The organism is Pseudomonas sp. E315, from assembly GCF_055406205.1.
On the sequence record NZ_JBUZPJ010000003.1, the window covers coordinates 298,463 to 318,952 of the forward strand.

The following is a 20,490-nucleotide window of genomic DNA, read 5'->3' on the forward strand; positions in this document are numbered from 1 at the left end:
CAACGTTTTCGTGTTCATCATCAAATTTATTCATGGAGCCCTTGTGCTGGAAATTCGCCACCTCAAAACGCTGCACGCCTTGCGCGAATCCGACAGCCTGGTTGAAGCCGCTGAACGCTTACACCTGACACAATCAGCCTTGTCTCATCAATTCAAAGAGCTCGAAGAGCGCATGGGCATGCCCTTGTTTGTGCGCAAAACCAAACCGGTACGCTTCACCAGCGCGGGCTTGCGCCTGCTGCAACTGGCCGACGCCATGTTGCCGCTGCTGCGCGGCGCCGAACGGGATATCACGCGATTGGTCGGCGGCACTGCCGGGCGTTTGCACATGGCGATTGAATGCCACAGCTGTTTCCAATGGCTGATGCCCACCATTGACCAGTTCCGCGATGCCTGGCCTGAAGTCGAGCTGGATCTGGCCTCAGGTTTTGCGTTCGCCCCTTTGCCTGCACTGGCTCGTGGCGATCTGGACTTGGTGGTTACTTCTGACCCGCAAGAGATCGCGGGGCTAACCTATGTGCCACTGTTTACCTACGAAGCCATGCTGGCGGTGGCTAATCAACATCCTTTGGCCCACAAGCCCTACATCGTGCCCGAGGATCTGAGCACCGAAACACTGATTACCTACCCGGTGGAGCGCGATCGTCTGGATATTTTTACGCGCTTTCTGGAGCCTGCCGACATTGAGCCTGCGCAAGTGAGAACCTCCGAGCTGACGGTCATGATGATGCAGCTCGTGGCCAGTGGCCGAGGTGTTTGTGGGATGCCGCATTGGGCGCTGCATGAATACAGCTCGCGGGGTTATGTGAAAGCCAAGCGTCTGGGGGAGAAAGGCTTGTTCGCGACGCTCTACGCTGGGATTCGCGCCGATATGCTTGACGCACCTTATATGCGGGACTTTTTGCTCACCGCCAAAGACACCTCGTTCTCCACCCTCGACGGGGTAAGTGCCGTGCGTTAAAAACGCCTACGTAGGAGCTGCCGCAGGCTGCGATCTTGTATCCAGATCAACAGATCGCAGCCTGCGGCAGCTCCTACGCAAAACAAGTCATTCGTCAGGTGACACCAACCGGCGCATGTGTACCCGGTCGTAATACGCCTCGCCGACACGGATCGCACAGTCTTCCAACCCCGACTGCTCAAACCCGCAGCGCCGATACAGCGCCAGCGCGGCGTTGCTGTTGGCGCTCACGGTCAGTTCGACCACTTTAATCTCGGGTTCTTCTTCGGCCAGCGACAACACAGCTTGCACCAGTTGATCGCCCAGCCCTTGCCCGCGCATGGCTTGGAGCACATATAAGCCAAACAGCGTGGCTTTGTTTTGGGCATCTTCCCAAGGGTCAAAGGCCAACCCCACAATGCCGGCCAGTTGGTGATCCACAAATGCCCCGAACAGGGTGCTCAATTCGTCATCCAATTGCCCTTCCCACCAGCTCAACGGTAATTTCTCACGTTGCGCGATGCTGGTAACAAAAGCCTCCGGGTGCAACGAATAGGCTTGCAGCATTAAGTGCCGGTACGCCTTGGCGTGTGAAGGGTTAAGCAGTTCTATAGCCATTACAGGTCCAGGTCATACGGTTTTACGTTGTTCCAGCATCAACTTTACGGCCAAACCCGCTAGCACAAACCCCATCACATAACGCTGCACCGCCAGCCACAAAGGGTTGCGTACAAACCAAAACGCAATGCCTGAAGCAAACAACGCGATCAGCAGGTTAACGGTAAAGCTGACACTGATTTGGGTCAGGCCCAACGTCATGCTTTGGGTAAACATCGAGCCATGTTCGGGGCTGATGAACTGCGGGAACACAGACAGATAAAACACTGCCACCTTGGGGTTAAGCACGCTGGTCATAAAGCCCATCAACACCAGTTTTGACGATGAGTCCGGGGTCAAGTCCTGAGCTTCGAAAGGTGAGCGTGCGCCAGGCTTAAGGGCTTGCCAAGCCATCCACAACAGGTACAACGCGCCAGCCCATTTCAATGCTTCATAGGCCATCGGCACGGCTAAAAACACAGCGGTTAACCCCACTGCAGCGGCAAACATATGCACAAAGAAGCCCGCCACCACGCCGATCAATGAAGTAACCCCTGCCTTGCGACCCTGGCAAATTGAGCGCGAGATCAGGTAGATCATGTTTGGCCCCGGCGTCAAAACCATCAGCAAGCACGCAGCAGCAAAAATCAGCAGATCGGGCATCGGGATCATGCGGGCAGTCCTTGTCGGGAAGCGTCAGGCAGAGGTCAGCAAACTCGTGCGATAAAACGGCAAGATCAGGTCGCGTGTCAATGGCGCCAATAGCAGGCCACCATCGGTGTGCGGGTCTATCCATTGCACTTCTTCAATCTCTGCGGCCGGGGCAACGGAGTGCTCGATGTGCAGCAAAAACAGCTGCGCCTGAACCTCAAACCCCGGCTCATTAACCGCAGGAGCCGAAAAGTGCCCCATGTAGGCTGCGCTGGCCGGGTCAATCTTTAATGCGAGTTCTTCTTCCAGTTCACGGGCCAGTGCCGTTAATGGTTGCTCATGGGGTTCTATTTTGCCGCCAGGCTGCATGAATGCTTGAGTGCCGCGCTTGCGTACCAGCAACGTTCGCCCATCCGGGCCAATCAGCAAAGCCGCGGCAATGCGGATTATTTTTGGCGTTGCTGCGCAGGTTTTTTCTGAAGACATCACGGGAAGCAACCAACTCTTGGGTAGAAGTGCGCAGGATCACATGGCTTCGCGTTAGCGCAAAGGTTTGGATGGTATTTTTCGTGCTTGAGAAAGCGACTGAAAAGGTTATTAAAGAAGGTGCCTGGGCCGCCCCATCCGCTGAGCGGCCTACTTGAATCCGCCCTCACTTACGCCCTTCACACACACGACGAGTAAAGCCCGCCACTCGGCCTTCGGCCCATGCCGTGCTGTGCTGTCTGTTTTTTTGGGCCAGGCACAGTGCAGGCAGGCCGGATAACACTTGCCATCGCCGCGAAGCTGAGTAGGCTTTGTCCACGACTTTCGTCGGGATGCTGTCGCAAGCGAAATCCCGTTCAATGGCTAATCTGCTGTTACAAAGGAGGGGTTGCTTGATACAAAACAAATGCCTCCTCCCAGGAAACCTCCGCATTCAAGAGAGGGTCCTGACCCCAACCGTTTACCGCCGGGGGCCTCACTGCCCCGTTCTTGCTGTTCTCGCCCCATTAGGCGCTGTGCCTGACTGAACAGATAAGCCTGAAACAGGAAACCGTATGAGCTTTTCACTGCTAAGCCGTTATGCGTTCTTTGCTTTTTGCGTCATTTTCACGCTTGCCAGCTTGCCCTTCATGCACCACGAATGGTTATGGCCTTTTACGGCGGTGACACTGGCTTTAAGCCTGCTGGGGATTTTCGACCTGCTGCAAGGCCCACACGCTGTACGCCGTAACTATCCGATTCTGGGCAATATTCGTTACTTGGTTGAAGCCATTCGCCCGGAACTACGCCAATACCTGCTGGAGTCCGACAGTGACGCGCTGCCGTTCTCACGCTCACAACGCTCGCTGGTGTATTCGCGGGCCAAGAATGAAAGCGCGGACAAACCCTTCGGCACGCTGATTGACGTGTACCAGCCCGGCTTCGAATTTATCGGCCACTCCATGCGCCCCGCCCCATTGACCGACCCCAGCAGCTTTCGAGTGGTCGTGGGCGGCCCGCAGTGTACTCAGCCCTACTCGGCGTCGATCTTTAATATCTCGGCCATGAGTTTTGGTTCGCTAAGCGCCAACGCCATTCGTGCGCTCAACAAAGGTGCCAAGCTTGGTAACTTTGCCCACGACACAGGCGAAGGCAGCATCAGCGCTTATCACCGTGAGAACGGTGGCGATCTGACGTGGGAATTGGGCAGCGGTTACTTCGGCTGCCGCACAGCCGATGGTCGTTTTGACCCGCAACGTTTTGCTGCGCAAGCGCAAAACCCGCAAGTGCGCATGATTGAAATCAAGATGAGTCAGGGGGCCAAACCCGGCCACGGCGGCATCTTGCCTAAAGACAAAGTGACCAAAGAAATCGCCGAAACACGCGGTGTAATGATGGGCGAAGACTGTATTTCACCTTCACGTCACAGCGCATTTTCAACGCCTATTGAACTGATGCAGTTCATCGCTCAACTGCGCGAGCTGTCGGGCGGCAAACCCGTGGGCTTTAAGTTCTGCCTGGGCCACCCGTGGGAGTTCATGGGGATCGCCAAAGCCATGCTCTCAACGGGCATCCTGCCGGACTTCATCGTGATTGATGGCAAGGAAGGCGGCACGGGCGCTGCCCCCGTTGAGTTCACAGACCACATTGGCGCACCAATGCGTGAAGGCCTGCTATTCGTACACAACACGTTGGTGGGCCTGAACCTACGGGACAAAATCAAACTGGGTGCCAGCGGCAAGATTGTCAGCGCGTTCGATATTGCCAGCGTGCTGGCCATTGGCGCGGACTGGGCAAACTCAGCCCGAGGCTTTATGTTCGCCATCGGCTGCATTCAGTCGCAAAGCTGCCACACCAACAAATGCCCCACGGGTGTGGCCACCCAAGACCCTTTGCGCCAGCGAGCGCTGGTCGTGCCCGACAAAGCTCAGCGAGTCTTTCAGTTCCATCGCAATACCCTTAAAGCGTTGGCCGAAATGCTGGCTGCCGCAGGGCTGGAGCACCCGGCACAACTGAAGGCCAAGCATTTGGTGCGACGCATGTCGGCCACCGAAATTAAGCTTTTCTCGCAGCTGCATGTTTTCCTCAAGCCCGGCGAGTTGCTCACCGGCGAGGTCAATGGCGAGTTTTATTCACGCATGTGGCAAATGGCCCGGGCCGATAGTTTTGAGCCCAATGAGATCGCCGTAGCCTGACACCTGACAAGGACTGCGCAACGTGTTGAAAGTGATTGCCGAAGACTTCATCAAGCCAGAGCACTTGGAGACTGTTCGCCCGTGGTACGCCGAACTGGTGGAAAAAACCCGACAGGAGCCCGACTGCATCGCCTACGACTTGTACGTGAATCATAAAGACCCTGGGCATTTCATCTTTGTTGAGCAGTGGCCCAATCAAGCCGCACTGGATGCTCATTGCCAAAGCGAGCACTTCAGGCGGCTGGTCCCGCAGATCAATGCGTGTCAGGCACGCGAATGTACATTCATGTTCATGAGCGCTTTTTGACTAAGCAGGCTTTAACCACTCGCCGTAGCGCTTCGAGACATTCTGCAATAGCCAACCTTTGCAATTAGTTGCCAATACCCTCACCCTGCGCGCCGCCGATGTGCGGCGCGCAATCTCTGCTGCGCTAAACGGTCTTTATTAAACTTCTGCTTGAGAATTCGCCGTCATGCTTAACGGACGCGACCATCGCATCGACTTTTTCCGGGGTCTGGCGCTGATCTTCATCTTTTGGGATCACATCCCGCATAACCCACTGGCCGAGCTGACCGTGCGTAATTTCGGTTTCAGTGATGCGGCAGAAATCTTCGTGTTTCTAGCCGGTTACGCCGCCGTGCTGGCCTACGGAAAAATCGCCCAACGTGACGGTTTTTTGATCGCCAGCGTGAAAATACTGCGCCGCGCCTGGGTGCTGTATGTGGTGCATATCTTTTTGCTGGCGGTGCTGATGGGCATCGTGTTTTTTGCCAACAGCCACGTCGAAACCCGTGATTTGGTGCAGGAAATGGGCTTGCAGTACTTTTTGAGTAACCCTCAGCAAGCCCTGACAGATGAGCTGCTGTTGCGCTTCAAGCCCAACCTGATGGACCCGCTGCCGCTGTACATTTTGCTGCTGCTTGGCTTGCCGCTGGCCCTGCCGATGCTGTTGCGCAAAACCTACTATGTGCTGGCCGCCTCGCTGGGGCTGTATCTGCTGGCGCCGTATTGGAACCTGGCCTCTCAAGAAGGTGGGGTGTGGTTTTTTAACCCAATGGCCTGGCAGTTTTTGTTCATTCTCGGGGGGGCTGCGGCGCTTAACGGCCAACGCCGGCACACTTCAGACGCGCGCCCTTTATACCGTCAGCCACTGTTTGTGGCAGCAGCGACCTACCTGCTGATAACCGGGGTAATCGCACTCTCATGGAAGTGGCCGCACCTACACGATGCGGTGATGCCGCTGTGGTTAGGCGAGCACTTGTATCCCATCAGCAAAACCAATTTGTCGCCTGTGCGCTTGTTGCATTTTTTGGCGCTGGCTTACGTGGTGGCCAAACTGGTGCCGCACAGCGGCTGGCTCAACCTGTGGGTGGCCCGGCAAAGCTGTCGCATGGGGCGTTATTCGCTGGAGGTGTTTTGCCTGGGGGTGATTCTTGCGCCCTTGGCGGACATGTTGAATGCGCTGGGCAATGACACGCTGGCAATGCAGGTGTTAAGTGCGATGCTGGGCGTCGGTTTGATGGCGCTGCTGGCCGCGTGGTTGGACTGGAACAAGCGCTTGGGGCTGCCGCCGTCAGTTGACAAGGTTCAACAACAGCGCTGAGCCGATAGCAGCAGTTAAACGCATCAGGCCCGTATCAATCGATACGGGCCTGATAGCGCTAACGCTTAATTAGACGTCAAAGCCTCTGGCGTCTGAGGTTTTGGCGACAGCTTGAACACATAGAACAGCACGGTCAGCAGTACGAGGAACGCAGGCCCCACGAACAGCGCGACACGGGTTTCTTCAAAGTAGGCCATGAGCCCTACAACCAGCAGCAAGAATGCCAATGCAGCGTAAGAGCTGTAAGGGTAGAGCCACATGCGGTACTTGAGGCCGGCCGCTTCTTCTGCGCTCAGGTTTTTACGGAAACGCAGCTGAGCCAGCAAGATCATCAACCAAGTCCAGATCGCGCCGAACGTGGCAATCGCCGTCACCCAAACAAACACCTTCTCCGGCGCCAAGTAGTTGAGCACCACGCCCATCAGTAACATGGCAATCGACAGCAGCAATGCTTGACGCGGCACGCCGTTTTTCGACGTGGTACCAAAGTTGGCGGGGGCCTGACCGTTTTGCGCCAAGCTGTACAGCATACGACCGGTACTGAAAATACCGCCGTTGCAGGACGACAAGGCCGCTGTGATCACTACAAAGTTGATGATGCCAGCAGCTGTTTTGATGCCCAGACGCTCAAAAGTCATCACAAACGGGCTGCCCTGGGTGCCGATTTCATTCCACGGGTAGATCGACAAAATCACGAACAGTGCGCCGACGTAGAACAGCAGAATGCGCCAGAACACCGAGCCAATAGCGCTTGGGATGGTCTTTTGCGGGTTCTTGGCTTCACCGGCCGTCAGGCCGATCATTTCAACGCCCAAGTAGGCAAACATTACCATTTGCAGGGACATCAGCACGCCCTGGATGCCATTAGGCATAAAGCCGCCGTGGGTCCAGAGGTTAGAAATACCCAGCGCGACGCCATCGTTCCCAAAACCGAAAGCAATGATGCCGATGCCGCCGAGCACCATCGCAATGATGGTGACGATCTTGATCAAGGCAAACCAGAACTCGAATTCGCCGAACGCCTTAACGGCAATCAGGTTGATCGACCCCATGCTGATCAGTGCCGCCAGCGCCCAGATCCAGCGCGGGACATCGGGGAACCAGATGCCCATGTACACCGCCACCGCGGTAATTTCGGCAACGCAGGTCACCAGCCACAGGAACCAATAGTTCCAACCGGTCAAAAAGCCCGCCAAGGGGCCGAGGTAGTCTTGAGCGTAGCGGCTGAAGGAGCCAGCTACCGGGTTGTGCACGGCCATTTCGCCGAGCGCGCGCATGATCACCAAAATGGCCAAGCCACCGATGATGTAAGACAGCATGATGGCAGGGCCTGCCATTTCGATCGCTTTGGCTGAGCCCAGAAACAGGCCGACGCCGATACAGGCGCCAAGGGCCATCAAACGAATGTGGCGTTCGCCCAGTTCGCGCTTGAGCGGGCCGCCTTGTGCGGTTTCACCGTGGGGCTGGTGGTTGCCGACTGGCATAAAAGTACAACCTCGTATTGTTATTGGATGTGCTTCAATCGGGTTTTCTATCAAGCCAAGTGTGCCACCTGACTCGCCTTTTGATCGGCTCAGACCTTGTGGGTCGACAGGTCATAAGGGAAATGCCCTACTGAGATCGGCGGCGAGTATTGCACAGCGTTGGTGCACAGTCATTCCCCTACCTAGGGCGTATTTACCCTTCTCGAAGGCTCTATTCCTACATTTACAGGCCGAACCCGTAGGAACACGAGACGGACGTTGGTCGGATAAGCTTGTGCGCTAACGCTTCACAAACTTTTCCCGTGTGCCAAGCAGCGTCTACGCTTTATTCAAGCGCAATGAATATGCGCACTGGGATCTGTTGACTATGGGCGCACAATGGCATTCCAACTCCGGTCAAGCTGTGGAGCCATCAACGACAATGGCTGCTGAGGCGACCCCACCACAAAAACCAAAAACCAAGCGCTATGTCTGGGGTTTGATCTCGCTATTGGTGCTGATTGCACTGATCGTGTTGGGGTTTGCTGTCGCCAAAGAGGTACGCACCTCGGCGCTTCAAGCCCGCGAATTCAGCCGCTTTGCCGCCTCGCTTAGCTATTCGATGCACGCCGGCCCAAGCGATTCAATGCTGTACCCCGGCAACGGCCCCTTCGATCAACGTTTGGGCTACAGCGCATTAGGCAGCTTTGTGCCACGGCTGTTAAAACGCGACTACGTCATCACTCAGCAAATCCGCTTTTCACCCGAGCTATTGAGCTACAGCAAAAAAGGCTTCTTCGTACCCTATTCAGAAAAAATTCAAGCTGGCCTGTCCATCACCGACTGCTCGGGTGCCGCGCTGTATCAGTACAAATACCCGCAGCAGCTGTATGCGAATTTCGCCGATATCCCACCCGTGGTGGTGCACAGTTTGCTGTTTATTGAGGACCGCGACCTGCTCGACACCAAGGAGCCTTTGGCCAACCCGGCGGTGGACTGGCCGCGGTTTGCGATGGCCGCTTACTCTCAGGTGACCAAAATATTGCACCTGCCCGGGCAGTCTGCAGGCGGGAGCACCCTTGCGACGCAACTGGAAAAGTACCGCCATTCGCCTGACGGCCTGACGCTGTCGGGCAGCGAAAAGCTGCGCCAGATGATTTCGGCCAGCGTGCGTGCCTATCAAGACGGCCCGCAAACCCTTCAAGCACGCCAGAAAGTAGTGCGTGATTATCTCAACAGTGTGCCGCTGTCCGCGGTGCCGGGGCACGGGGAAGTACACGGCATGGCGGAGGGGTTGCGTGTGTGGTTCGGCGCAGACTTCACGCAGGTCAATCAACACTTGGCCAGCACCGCCAATGACCCACAAAGCTTGGCTCAACGAGGTGTGGCCCTGCGCGAAATGCTGTCATTGATGATTGCCCAGCGCCGTCCTTCGCACTATCTGGCCAAAGGCCGAGAAGAGTTGGCGCAACTCACCGACAGTCATATACGGCTGCTGGGGCAGAACAATGTGATTGACCCTGCACTGACGAAAGCGGCACTGACCAGCCACGTGACCTATCGTGACTGGCGTTTGGCCCCGACCATTCAGGCTATCGAGACCAATAAGGGCATCAGCGTAGCGCGCAGCCGGCTTTCGATGATGCTCAATCGCCCACTGTATGACCTTGATCGCCTCGATTTGTCGGCAACCAGCACCTTACAGGGCGATTTGCAGCGCCAAGTCAGTGAGTACCTGCGCCAGCTGGCCGACCCGGCCTTCGCCGCAAAACTGGGGTTATTGGGCGAACGCTTGTTGACGCCCACCAGCACCGCACAAGTGCGCTACAGCTTCACCTTGTTTGAGCTAACACCGGACGGTGCTCGGGCACGCGTGCAAACTGACAGCACCGACCAACCCTTCGATATTAATGAAGGCAGCAAACTGGAACTGGGCTCCACCGCCAAGTTGCGTGTTTTGACCACTTATCTGCAAATCATTGCTGAACTGCATGACCTGTACGGCGAGCAGCCCAGCGTGAATTTGAAAAAAATCAAAGTAAACGATCAAGACCGCCTCAGCCGTTGGGCGCTGGATTACTTGATCCAGACCCCTGACAGAAACCTGGGCAAGATGCTCGGCGCAGCCCTTGATCGCAAATACTCCGCAAGCCCCGGGGAACAGTTTTTCACGGGGGGTGGCCTGCATCACTTTAATAACTTTCGTAACCAGGACAATGGCCGAAACCCGACGCTGCGCGATGCCATCCGCGAATCCATCAACTTGCCGTTTGTACGTTTGATGCGCGACGTGGTGCGCTACACCACTTATCAAGCCCCGACCAATAATGCTGAATTGCTCAGCGACGACATCAACCCACGACGCCAGGAATACTTGAGCCGTTTCGCGGATCGTGAAGGCACCACGTACATGCTCAAGTTCTGGAAAAAATACAAAGACAAAGACTCCAAGGCCCGGCTCGACACCTTTTTGGACAGCATTCACCCCACCGCCATCCGAATGTCGGCGGTGCATCGTTATCTGTTCCCCCACGCGGATCAAACCACTTTTAACAGCTTTGTTCGCTCACATTTACCCCGCGACAAAGTCACCGATGAGCGCCTCGACACGCTGTACCAAAGCTATGGCCCCGGCGCGTATGACCTGCCCGACCAAGGCTACATTGCCAAAGTCCACCCGCTGGATCTGTGGTTACTGGGGTATCTGCTGAATAACCCGCAGTCCACCTTCAAACAAGCAGTCGCCGCCAGCGAGTTTGAGCGTCAGGAAGTTTACAGCTGGCTGTACAAAAGCCGTCACAAGAGCGCCCGTGACAGCCGCATTCGCACCATGCTGGAGATTGAGGCATTTCTCGATATTCATCAGCGTTGGCAAAAAGTGGGTTACCCGTTCGATCACCTTGTGCCTTCCTTGGCCACTGCGCTGGGCAGCTCGGGTGACCGCCCGGCGGCCCTTTCCGAGCTGATGGGCATCATCCTCAATGATGGCGTGCGTTTGCCGGTGTTGCGCATTGATACCCTGCATTTCGCAGCAGATACCCCCTACGAAACCCGCTTAATCAACGACCCGGACAAGGGCGTCCGGGTAATGCCCAGCGAAGTGGCCACAGCTCTGCGTGAGGCCCTGTCACAGGTGGTCGATGCCGGTACGGCACGTCGGGTATCGGGCAGTTTCAAGCTGGATGATGGCGACGCGCTAGCGATGGGCGGCAAAACCGGCACGGGTGATAACCGCCTCGAAAGCATGGGCGCAGGCGGACGCATCATCAGCTCTAAATCAATCAACCGTACGGCCACGTTTGTGTTTTTCATCGGTGACCATCACTTCGGCACCTTGACGGCATTTGTGCCCGGCCGTTCAGCCGAAGCCTTCAAATTTACCTCTGCATTACCAGTACAAGTCCTCAAGGGCATGGCCCCTATCCTCACGCCTTATCTGCAACCGGGCACCCACACTCGGTGTCAGGCGCCTGCATTGACCCAAACGCTGTAAGACCCACGCAGGCAACGATTTTTTGAACTTCGAGTTGAAAAGATCAAACACTCGTAGCCTGCGCAAGCTCCTGCGGGCGCTGTATGGGTGTTGCGAATCATTACCGTTCGTCAGCTGTGTTTGCGATTTACTTAAGATATATCTTAAGTTGTATCGAACTAATACAGAGAACGAAGACAAATGAGAGAACATCATGCCCACCCTCGCGAGCACAGCGCGGGTCAAGACGGTTTTGAAAAACGCCCCGGCCAACGCGGTGGCCGCAGCCCTCGCGTGTTCGCCCCCGGCGACTTGAAATTACTGCTGCTCGCACTCATCGCTGAGCAGCCTTGTCATGGTTACGACCTGATTCGCCAAATCGAAAACATGTTCGATGGCGCTTACAGCCCAAGCCCTGGCGTGATCTACCCCACGCTGACCTTTCTTGAGGAAAGTGAACTGATTCAGGGCGATACCGCAGGTGGGAAAAAACGCTATGACGTGACCGACCTAGGTCGTCAGTCATTAAGCAACCAAGCCATTGCGCTGGATGGTGTGCGCATGCGCATTGATGTCAGCAAACGCTCCTTGCGCGGCCATGATCGCCCGGCCGAAATCCACGAGGCCGTACACAACTTGCGCCATGCCTTGCACATGCACCACGGTCGCTGGAGCCCGGCTGAAATCCTGCGTGTACGTGATCTGCTTAACAACACCGCCAAAGCCATCGTTGATGGCCCAGTCACTGCCCAACCTGTGCAGGAGAACGCTGAATGAACACCGCTGCCCCTCAAACCATTCACCGAGTCACCCACGAAATAAAGCGGCGCAAACTTGAAGTGCTGCGCGTGGCAGACCTCACACCACGCATGCGCCGTATCACTGTCGGTGGGCCAGAGCTGGCCGGGTTCATCAGCTTGGGCAGCGATGACCACGTGAAATTGTTCTTCCCGCAAACCGCCGAAGAACTGGCAGCGCTAGAAAACCTGGAGCTGAGCGCTGGCCTGAAAAACAAAGTCATGCCCGCCATGCGCGACTACACGCCGCGCCGCTATGACCTGACCACGTTAGAGCTGGACATCGACTTTGTTTTACATGGCGACGGCCCTGCGGCCACTTGGGCGGCGCAGGCCAAACCCGGGCAATACCTGCACATCGGTGGCCCGCGCGGCTCAATGGTGGTGCCGGATATTTTCGACAGTTACCTGCTGATCGGCGACGAAACGGCCTTGCCTGCCATCGCCCGTCGACTGGAAGAGATGCCCGCCAATCGCCGTGCTCTTGTGGTGATTGAGGTGCAAAACACACTTGAAGAACAACCCTTGAGCAGCGCAGCCTCGGTCGAAGTGATTTGGGTACATCGTGATGCGCCTGAATACGACCTGCTGAGCACTGTTGAAGGCCTGAGCATGCCATCAGGCGAACTGTACGCGTGGGTCGCCACCGAAACCGCACTGTCACGCAAGGTGCGCAAAGTGCTGCTAAACACCCACGGCCTGAACGAAGAGTTCGTAAAGGCCGCAGGGTACTGGCGCCTGGAAGGGGGGAGCGAGGAGTAGTGTTTTCTACTCTGTAGTCGCTGCCTCAGGCTGCAATGGGCTGTCGGCAGCAACTACAGAGGCTTGCGCCAGCGATCCACCGCCACGATGATCAACGCCACCAGCACAAACCCCGCCAAAACGCCGCAGGCATTGAAAAACGCCTGCGCGTAGCCCAATTTTTCGACGTCAATAAACGGATACGGGTACACGCCGAGCAGATGTCCGCGCAGCAATGTGTAGGCGAAGTAAAGCGCGGGATACAACACCCACACACCAATATGCCCCACTCGTAATGAGCCTTTGGGCACATAAAACCACCAATACAGCGTGAACAGCACCGGCATCACATCGTGCAGCAATTCATTGGCCAGCCATTGCAGCCCTTGCGGTTGCCACAGTTGGCGCAGCAGCACGTTGTACGCCACGCCCACCACGATAATGCTCACAGCAATGCCGCTGTTGACCCACGGCTGCAAGAAAAACGTCCGACCTTTTGAAGGCTGGCGGGTTGCCACGCAGGTGAGCACCACTGCGACCAAGGTGTTGGTGAGGACCGTAAAAAAACTGAAGAAGTTGACCAACCCACCCAGCAAGCTGGCGCCCGATGTCCAACGGGCCAGCAGCACCAAATCGAGCTGAATCACCAGCCCGCTCCAGCCCACGATTGCCATCAACGTGCATAGCTTTTGCGTTGCACCTGGCCTTGTCGCACGTTTATTCATAGGCCCATCAAAGCTCGCGCTTGGTGCGAGCGAGCTTGATGTAGAGCTTTTCAACCTTCTCCCGCGCCCACGGCGTTTTTCGCAAAAAAGTCAGGCTCGACTTGATACTCGGGTCGCTCTTGAAGCAGCGAATATCAATGCGCTCAGCCAGCCCTTCCCACTCGTAGTCCGCAACCAGCGCATTGAGGATCTGTTCCAGCGTCACGCCGTGCAAAGGGTTGTTATTGGGTTCAGTCATGCCGAGCCTTTATGCAGAAGAAGGAAAGCCGCGCACCTTAGCCGAGCCCCTGCTCAGGGGGAAGTCATTTGGCACAGACTGAGTCTAGCTTGGCAAAAGGCTTGATTAAAAAGTTCCGCTTGGCGACCTCAAAAGAGATGTTATATTGTAACTATAGTTATCCATCTCAAGAGCGCTCAGCGCCAAGGCTTTCATCACCTTTGCCAAGGAACCTGCAATGTCCTCCCCCGCTTTTTCCCGACACGCGCGACGCCTTCGTCTAACGCCGCTGGCCACCGCACTGTTAATTGCTTCCCCGGTGTACGCCCTCGATCTGCAACCCCAAGTCATTACCGGCAACCCGCTGGGCAGCAATCAACTGCCCTCACCGACCACCGTATTAGAAGGCGATGACCTCACGCTGCAACAACAGGGCAGCCTTGGAGAAACGCTTAACAAGCAGCCCGGCGTGTCTTCGTCTTACTTTGGGCCAGGCGCCAGCCGCCCCATTATTCGCGGACTGGATGGCGACCGCATTCGCGTGTTACGCAATGGCGTCGGCGCGCTGGATGCTTCATCGCTGTCGTATGACCACGCCGTTCCATTGGACCCCGTCAACGTTGAGCGGATCGAAATCGTGCGCGGGCCTGCGGCTCTTTTATATGGCGGCAATGCCATTGGTGGTGTAGTCAACACCTTCGATAACCGCATCCCGACCCAAGCCATTGAAGGCATTCACGGGGCTGGAGAACTGCGCTACGGCGGCGCTGATACCACACGCAGCAGCGCAGGCAAGCTGGAAGCCGGTGATGGCACTTTTGCTTTGCATCTGGATGCCAATGCGCGTGAGTTCAACGACCTAAAAATCCCCGGTTACGCCCGCAGCCGCCATGCCCCTGCAAGCGAAAGCGGCGACGAAAAAAAAGGCCGTTTAGGTAACAGCAATGGCCGCCAAGACGGCGGCGCGGTGGGCGGGTCTTACACGTGGGACGACGGCTACGCGGGCTTGTCCTACAGCAGCTACGACGCCAATTACGGCTCCCCTGCCGAACAAGACGTACGCATCCGCATGAAGCAAGACCACTACGCTTTTGCCTCTGAGTTACGCAACCTGCAAGGGCCATTCAGCTCGCTGAAATTCAACGCTGGGTACACCGATTACGAACACCGCGAAATTGAGGGGGGCGAAGTTGGCACCACCTTCAAAAACAAGGGCTACGAAGCCCGGATTGAGGCGCGCCATGTGCCGCTGGGCCCGCTCAATGGCGTGATTGGCGCGCAAATTAATCGCAATGAGTTCTCGGCTTTGGGTGAAGAGGCATTTGTGCCTCAGAGCGATACCAACAGCGGCGCGCTGTTTATTCTCGAAGAACTTCAAGCCACCGACAGGCTTATGCTCAGCTTGGGCGCACGCTTAGAGCACGCGGTGATAGACCCGGATGCCAAGGGCAATGACCGCTTTGCCGCCGCCGACAGTTCCAAAAGTTTCACCGTGGGCAGTCTGTCGTCTGGCGCGGTGTTCACGCTCACGCCCGTCTGGTCGCTGGCCGCCACATTGGGCTACACCGAACGCGCCCCAACGTTCTACGAGCTGTATGCCAATGGTGCTCACGTGGCCACCGGCACCTATGAAGTGGGCAACGCCAACCTGTCGAAAGAAAAAGCCGTGTCCAGCGACCTGGCGTTGCGCTTTGACAATGGCACCCATAAGGGCAGCGTCGGCGTGTTTTACAGCCACTTCTCCAATTACATCGGCTTGCTGGGCACCGGTCGAACCTTGGACGACGACGGTCAGCCTGATGCAGATGGCATTCCGGAGTACACCTACTCAGGGGTCAAGGCACGCTTCATGGGCTTTGAAGCCAAAGATCACTGGAAGCTGGGTGAAAGCGCCTACGGCAAGTTCGCGCTGGAACTGTCAGGTGATTACACCCGCGCCACCAACCTCGATACGGGCGAGGCCTTGCCACGCATCGCCCCATTGCGCCTGAGCAGCGGCCTGTTGTGGGAGCTGGATCGTTGGCAAGCACGGGTTGATGTCGAACATGCCAGCAACCAAGGGCGCGTACCCAAAAATGAGTCAGGCACGGATGGCTACACCACTCTAGGCGCCAGCGCGGGTTATCACTTTGACGTGGGCAGCAGCCAATGGCTGGCTTTCGTCAAGGGCGACAACTTGACCAATCAGACCGTGCGTTATGCCAGCTCGATTCTGCGCGACATTGCCCCTGCGCCCGGCCGCAGCATTGAAGTCGGCTTGCGCACCACCTTCTAGCCCCTTCTGATAGGCGTTGGCACAGGCTGCGGTTTTTGAATTTCTTGGTATTAACCTCAAAAAATCGCAGCCTGCGGCAGCTGATGAAGGGTTTTTTGTCTGCTAACAGAGCTGAACAGGCAGCAAAAAATGACAATCATCGGCGTATTTGCATTTTTTCCACTGGCGGCCATTTCCCGCGAACAGCCGCGAACGTGAGGCAAAAAGCCTCTGAGTCGAACGGTCGCAGCACACTGTTACCGAATTCGAAATGATGCTTGTCAGTTAAAGTGCTGTTTCTAAACGTTTCAGGCCTTTATCATTCCTTCCAGAAGCTGAATCGATTAATTCCTTCTCGCAAAAAATCAATAAGTGCGGGCCCTGCTTTTCAAGACAGCGCTACCCACTGCCACAGCCATACCTATAAAGACTTGCACTCTCGACCTATGTCCAAATTTCTGATTTTGCGCAATCACAGCGCGCTATTCCCTATGGCCGGGCAAAAAGCCCTGAGCCTGCTTGGTGGCCTGACCGTTCTAGGTATGGCTACATGCGCCCAGGCAACCCCCGCCTTCGACAGCGATTCGAAATGGATGCTCGGCGACTGGGGTGGCACGCGTACCGAGCTGGAGAAGCAAGGCTATAGCTTCTCGCTTGATTACGTCGGCGAAGTGGGTTCAAACCTGCACGGCGGCTATGACCATGACCGCACGGCGCGTTACAGCGATCAGTTCGGTTTGGGAACGCACCTTGATCTGCAAAAAATTCTGGGCTGGGAAGATGCTGAGTTTCAGTTGACCGTGACTCATCGCAGCGGCAACAACATCAGCAATGACCGTATCAACGACCCTCGCGTGGGCGGCTTCACGTCAGCTCAAGAAGTTTGGGGCCGGGGTCAGACAACCCGCCTGACGCAAATGTGGTATCAGCAAAAGTTTTTTGATCAGAAACTCGACATCAAGTTCGGCCGCTTCGGCCAGGGTGAAGACTTCAACAGCTTCCCTTGCGACTTCCAAAACCTGGCGTTCTGCGGCTCGCAGGTCGGTAACTGGGCCGGCAGCATTTGGTACAACTGGCCCGTCAGCCAATGGGCGCTGCGGGTTAAATACCACCTGACGCCTGAGCTTTACGCACAAGTAGGCGCCTACGAGCAAAACCCTTCCAACCTTGATCGCGGCAATGGCTTCAAGCTAAGTGGCAGCGGCACTCAAGGCGCCGTACTGCCGATTGAACTGGTGTGGACGCCAAAAATTAATGGCCTGCCAGGGGAATATCGTGCGGGTTACTACTACAGTAATGCCAAAGCAACCGACGCTTACAAAGATGCCAATGGCCAGCCAGCAGCTTTGAGCGGCGAAGCCTATCGCAGCAGTTCGAGCAAACACGGGATGTGGCTGGGCGTGCAACAGCAGCTCACAACTCGCGCCAGCGACCAGTCACGGGGGTTGAGTGTGTTTGCCAATGCCACCCTGCACGACAAAAAAACCAACGCCATCGACAACTATGTCCAAGCGGGCATCGTTTACAAAGGCGTGTTTGATGCACGCGCCAAGGACGACATCGGCTTTGCAATGGCCCGGGTTCACGTCAACCCGGCGTATCGTAAAAACGCTCAGGCGGTCAATCAGGCGCATGCCATTTATGACTACGACAACCCCGATTTCTTGCCCCCTCAGGACACTGAGTACAGCGCCGAACTGTATTACGGCGTGCATATCACGAACTGGCTGACCGTTCGACCGAACCTGCAATACATCCGTCATCCGGGCGGCGTCAACAAAGTAGATGACGCGCTGATTGGCGGCTTGAAGATTCAATCGTCCTTCTGACGAAAAGCGGTGCGCTTGAAGCAAGCCGCAAAACACCTATTTAGATGAATCACACCCGCGCTGAGCGTCTTCTGACCAACCTGCGCGGGAACACCTCTAACGTAACGGAGAACCACACTATGAGCACTGATGGTGCTTTGAGTCGAAGCCGTCTGCTACCGACACTCCTCGGTATCTTACTGCTGCTAATGGGCCTGGCCATGTTGGTCGGGGGTATCAAGCTGGTCACGCTCGGCGGGTCGATGTATTACCTGCTGGCCGGTATCGGCTTTGGTCTGTCGGGCGCACTGCTGATTGCAGGCCGTCGCGCGGCGCTGGGGCTGTACGCACTGGTGTTGTTCGCCAGCACCGTATGGGCCTTGATGGAAGTGGGCCTGGATTGGTGGCAATTGGTGCCACGTCTGGCCCTATGGTTCGCCATCGGTATCGTTTTGCTGCTGCCATGGTTTCGTCGTCCAGTGTTGCGCGGCCAATCTGCGCCACTTGCCACCGGCGCACTGAGCGTTGCTGTGGTATTGGCCGGTGTGACCGCGCTGGCCAGCCAGTTCACTAACCCTGGCGAAATCAAAGGTGAGCTGAACCGTGATGCCGTGCCTGGCATGACCAACACTGCCCCGGCGATGCCCGATGGTGACTGGCAGTCCTATGGGCGCACTGCCCATGGCGACCGTTATTCGCCACTCAAAGAAATCACCCCGCAAAATGCCCACAAGCTGGTTCCAGCCTGGACATTCCGCACCGGTGACATTCCTGGCGAAGGCGATCCTGGCGAAACAACTGCTGAGAACACCCCGCTGAAAGTCAACGGCATGCTGTATGTGTGCACCCCGCACAGCCAAGTGATTGCCCTTGACCCAGATTCCGGCAAGGAAATCTGGCGCTACGACCCGAAGATCAGCACTCAGAACGCTGAAAACTTCAAAGGCTGGGCGCACATGACCTGCCGCGGCGTGAGCTATCACGACGAAAATGCCTACGCCAAAGCCAGCACCGAGCAAAGCGCTGCCGAGCCTGCTGCCGCCACTTCGAGCAACTCGTGCCCGCGTCGCCTGTTCCTGCCGACTGCCGACACCCGCCTGATCGCCCTGAACGCTGACACCGGTAAAGTGTGCGAAGACTTCGGCGTCAATGGTGCAGTCGATTTGCGTCACAACATCGGTAGCTTCGCTCCAGGTGGCTACTACTCCACTTCGCCACCGGCTGTGACCAAAGATCTGGTTGTTGTTGGCGGCCACGTGACTGACAACATCTCCACTGACGAGCCATCTGGCGTGATCCGTGCGTACGACGTACGTACCGGCAAGCTGGTGTGGAACTGGGACAGCGGTAACCCGGAAGATACAACTCCGATTGCTGAAGGCCAGACCTACACCCGCAACTCGCCTAACATGTGGTCGATGTTCGCTGTCGACGAAAACCTCGGCATGCTTTACCTGCCGATGGGCAACCAGACGCCAGACCAATATGGCGGCGACCGTACCGAAGACTCCGAGCGTTATGCTGCTGGCATCACCGCTCTGGACATCAACACCGGTAAAGTCCGCTGGTACCGTCCGCTTACTCACCATGACCTGTGGGACATGGACGTAGGTGGCCAACCCACCCTGATGGATCTGAAAACGGCTGATGGCGTGAAACCGGCTCTGCTGGCTTCCACCAAGCAAGGCAGCATCTATGTTCTTGACCGTCGTAACGGCCAAGACATCGTGCCGATCCAGGAAATCCCGGCGCCAGGCGGTGCAGTAGAAGGCGACCACACGGCGCCAACACAGCCTCGCTCGGACCTGAACATGATCCCGCCGGTACTGACCGAGCGTGACATGTGGGGCGTCACCCCGTTCGACCAAATGCTGTGCCGGATCAACTTCAAATCCCTGCGTTATGACGGCATGTACACCCCGCCATCGCTGCAAGGTTCGATTGTGTATCCAGGCAACTTCGGCGTGTTTGACTGGGGCGGCATCTCGGTTGACCCAGTTCGTCAGATTGCCTTCCTGAACCCAAGCTACATGGCGTTCACGTCCAAGCTGGTTCCCGCTGCCGACACCGCAGCAATGGGCCCACGTAAAGGCGAAACCTCCGGCGTACAACCGAACAAAGGCGCACCGTACGGCGTGATCCTTGAGCCTCTGTTGTCGCCCGTTGGCCTGCCTTGCCAGGCTCCGGCGTGGGGTTATGTTGCAGCAGTTGACCTGACCAATAACCAGGTGATCTGGAAACACAAAAACGGCACCGTGCGTGACAGCTCGCCGGTTCCAATCCCACTGTCGATGGGTGTTCCAAGCCTGGGCGGGACCTTCACCACTGCCGGTGGTGTTGCCTTCCTGAGCGGCACTCTCGATCAGTACCTGCGTGCTTACGACGTGAGCAACGGCAAAGTACTGTGGGAAGGTCGTCTGCCTGCTGGCGGCCAGACCACTCCAATGACCTACACCGGTAAAGACGGCACCCAATACGTGCTGGTCATGGCCGGCGGTCATGGTGGCCTGGGCACCAAAAAAGGTGACTATGTCATGGCGTTCAAACTGGCTGAGTAAGCG

The 20,490-nt window shown here is 56.6% G+C and carries 16 protein-coding genes; 10 read left to right on the forward strand and 6 right to left on the reverse strand.

Annotated elements, in window-relative coordinates; genetic code table 11:
• Positions 1-43: 43 nt before the first annotated feature.
• The gene (metR, locus tag ACZRJQ_RS06790) at positions 44-961 is read left to right on the forward strand and encodes a transcriptional regulator MetR (RefSeq protein ID WP_463977600.1); all 918 of its coding nucleotides are present in this window, start codon (positions 44-46) and stop codon (positions 959-961) included.
• Positions 962-1,048: 87 nt separating this feature from the next.
• On the opposite strand, the gene ACZRJQ_RS06795 is transcribed toward metR, so the two are convergent.
• The 3 genes from ACZRJQ_RS06795 to ACZRJQ_RS06805 are packed head-to-tail and all read right to left on the reverse strand — an operon-like array spanning position 1,049 to position 2,674.
• The gene (locus ACZRJQ_RS06795; protein ID WP_463977601.1) at positions 1,049-1,558 is read right to left on the reverse strand and encodes a GNAT family N-acetyltransferase; all 510 of its coding nucleotides are present in this window, start codon (positions 1,556-1,558) and stop codon (positions 1,049-1,051) included.
• A gap of 12 nt (positions 1,559-1,570) precedes the next feature.
• Complete coding sequence (locus ACZRJQ_RS06800) at positions 1,571-2,209, reverse strand: LysE family translocator (protein WP_463977602.1); 639 nt, start codon at positions 2,207-2,209, stop codon at positions 1,571-1,573.
• 24 nt (positions 2,210-2,233) lie between these two features.
• A complete protein-coding gene (locus tag ACZRJQ_RS06805; protein ID WP_463977603.1) occupies positions 2,234-2,674 on the reverse strand; it encodes an NUDIX hydrolase in 441 nt (146 codons plus the stop codon).
• 554 nt (positions 2,675-3,228) lie between these two features.
• Here ACZRJQ_RS06805 and ACZRJQ_RS06810 point away from each other — a divergent pair.
• The 3 genes from ACZRJQ_RS06810 (at position 3,229) to ACZRJQ_RS06820 (ending at position 6,452) form a co-directional block, all read left to right on the forward strand.
• A complete protein-coding gene (locus tag ACZRJQ_RS06810; protein WP_463977604.1) occupies positions 3,229-4,848 on the forward strand; it encodes an FMN-binding glutamate synthase family protein in 1,620 nt (539 codons plus the stop codon).
• Between the two features lie 22 nt (positions 4,849-4,870).
• A complete protein-coding gene (locus tag ACZRJQ_RS06815; RefSeq protein WP_463977605.1) occupies positions 4,871-5,155 on the forward strand; it encodes a putative quinol monooxygenase in 285 nt (94 codons plus the stop codon).
• A 166-nt stretch (positions 5,156-5,321) separates the two neighbouring features.
• Positions 5,322-6,452 (forward strand): OpgC family protein, encoded by a 1,131-nt coding sequence (locus ACZRJQ_RS06820; RefSeq protein ID WP_463977606.1) that lies wholly within the window; start codon positions 5,322-5,324, stop codon positions 6,450-6,452.
• A 65-nt stretch (positions 6,453-6,517) separates the two neighbouring features.
• Here the strand turns inward: ACZRJQ_RS06820 and ACZRJQ_RS06825 are convergent, their stop codons facing one another.
• Positions 6,518-7,936 (reverse strand): amino acid permease, encoded by a 1,419-nt coding sequence (locus tag ACZRJQ_RS06825; protein ID WP_463977607.1) that lies wholly within the window; start codon positions 7,934-7,936, stop codon positions 6,518-6,520.
• A 367-nt stretch (positions 7,937-8,303) separates the two neighbouring features.
• Between ACZRJQ_RS06825 and ACZRJQ_RS06830 the strand changes: the two genes are divergently transcribed.
• From ACZRJQ_RS06830 to ACZRJQ_RS06840, 3 genes are all read left to right on the forward strand, one after another.
• The gene (locus ACZRJQ_RS06830; protein ID WP_463977608.1) at positions 8,304-11,408 is read left to right on the forward strand and encodes a transglycosylase domain-containing protein; all 3,105 of its coding nucleotides are present in this window, start codon (positions 8,304-8,306) and stop codon (positions 11,406-11,408) included.
• 180 nt (positions 11,409-11,588) lie between these two features.
• Entirely contained in the window at positions 11,589-12,164 is a 576-nt protein-coding gene (locus tag ACZRJQ_RS06835; protein ID WP_463977609.1) for a PadR family transcriptional regulator, read from the forward strand.
• The gene (locus ACZRJQ_RS06840; RefSeq protein ID WP_463977610.1) at positions 12,161-12,946 is read left to right on the forward strand and encodes a siderophore-interacting protein; all 786 of its coding nucleotides are present in this window, start codon (positions 12,161-12,163) and stop codon (positions 12,944-12,946) included. Before ACZRJQ_RS06835 ends, ACZRJQ_RS06840 begins: the two co-directional genes overlap by 4 nt.
• A gap of 53 nt (positions 12,947-12,999) precedes the next feature.
• Here the strand turns inward: ACZRJQ_RS06840 and ACZRJQ_RS06845 are convergent, their stop codons facing one another.
• Positions 13,000-13,650: a Pr6Pr family membrane protein gene (locus tag ACZRJQ_RS06845; protein ID WP_463977611.1), complete on the reverse strand. Its 651-nt coding sequence runs from the start codon at positions 13,648-13,650 to the stop codon at positions 13,000-13,002.
• A gap of 7 nt (positions 13,651-13,657) precedes the next feature.
• Positions 13,658-13,888, reverse strand: coding sequence for a VF530 family protein (locus tag ACZRJQ_RS06850; RefSeq protein ID WP_463977612.1), 231 nt, complete (start codon positions 13,886-13,888; stop codon positions 13,658-13,660).
• 217 nt (positions 13,889-14,105) lie between these two features.
• Here ACZRJQ_RS06850 and ACZRJQ_RS06855 point away from each other — a divergent pair, with 217 nt between their 5' ends.
• From ACZRJQ_RS06855 to ACZRJQ_RS06865, 3 genes are all read left to right on the forward strand, one after another.
• Complete coding sequence (locus ACZRJQ_RS06855) at positions 14,106-16,142, forward strand: TonB-dependent receptor (RefSeq protein WP_463977613.1); 2,037 nt, start codon at positions 14,106-14,108, stop codon at positions 16,140-16,142.
• A gap of 470 nt (positions 16,143-16,612) precedes the next feature.
• Complete coding sequence (locus ACZRJQ_RS06860) at positions 16,613-17,950, forward strand: carbohydrate porin (protein ID WP_463977682.1); 1,338 nt, start codon at positions 16,613-16,615, stop codon at positions 17,948-17,950.
• A 119-nt stretch (positions 17,951-18,069) separates the two neighbouring features.
• Positions 18,070-20,487, forward strand: a complete 2,418-nt coding sequence (locus ACZRJQ_RS06865) for a glucose/quinate/shikimate family membrane-bound PQQ-dependent dehydrogenase (RefSeq protein ID WP_463977614.1) — start codon at positions 18,070-18,072, stop codon at positions 20,485-20,487.
• The last annotated feature ends 3 nt before the right edge of the window (positions 20,488-20,490 follow it).

Bases quoted from the DNA above. Each gene is read 5' to 3' on its own strand.
- ACZRJQ_RS06865 (WP_463977614.1), top strand. From the start codon at position 18,070: ATGAGCACTGATGGTGCTTTGAGTCGAAGCCGTCTGCTACCGACACTC.
- ACZRJQ_RS06825 (WP_463977607.1), bottom strand. From the start codon at position 7,936: ATGCCAGTCGGCAACCACCAGCCCCACGGTGAAACCGCACAAGGCGGC.
- ACZRJQ_RS06855 (WP_463977613.1), top strand. From the start codon at position 14,106: ATGTCCTCCCCCGCTTTTTCCCGACACGCGCGACGCCTTCGTCTAACG.
- ACZRJQ_RS06840 (WP_463977610.1), top strand. From the start codon at position 12,161: ATGAACACCGCTGCCCCTCAAACCATTCACCGAGTCACCCACGAAATA.
- ACZRJQ_RS06860 (WP_463977682.1), top strand. From the start codon at position 16,613: ATGGCCGGGCAAAAAGCCCTGAGCCTGCTTGGTGGCCTGACCGTTCTA.
- ACZRJQ_RS06810 (WP_463977604.1), top strand. From the start codon at position 3,229: ATGAGCTTTTCACTGCTAAGCCGTTATGCGTTCTTTGCTTTTTGCGTC.
- ACZRJQ_RS06820 (WP_463977606.1), top strand. From the start codon at position 5,322: ATGCTTAACGGACGCGACCATCGCATCGACTTTTTCCGGGGTCTGGCG.
- ACZRJQ_RS06850 (WP_463977612.1), bottom strand. From the start codon at position 13,888: ATGACTGAACCCAATAACAACCCTTTGCACGGCGTGACGCTGGAACAG.
- ACZRJQ_RS06835 (WP_463977609.1), top strand. From the start codon at position 11,589: ATGAGAGAACATCATGCCCACCCTCGCGAGCACAGCGCGGGTCAAGAC.
- ACZRJQ_RS06805 (WP_463977603.1), bottom strand. From the start codon at position 2,674: ATGTCTTCAGAAAAAACCTGCGCAGCAACGCCAAAAATAATCCGCATT.
- ACZRJQ_RS06800 (WP_463977602.1), bottom strand. From the start codon at position 2,209: ATGATCCCGATGCCCGATCTGCTGATTTTTGCTGCTGCGTGCTTGCTG.
- ACZRJQ_RS06830 (WP_463977608.1), top strand. From the start codon at position 8,304: ATGGGCGCACAATGGCATTCCAACTCCGGTCAAGCTGTGGAGCCATCA.
- ACZRJQ_RS06795 (WP_463977601.1), bottom strand. From the start codon at position 1,558: ATGGCTATAGAACTGCTTAACCCTTCACACGCCAAGGCGTACCGGCAC.
- ACZRJQ_RS06845 (WP_463977611.1), bottom strand. From the start codon at position 13,650: ATGAATAAACGTGCGACAAGGCCAGGTGCAACGCAAAAGCTATGCACG.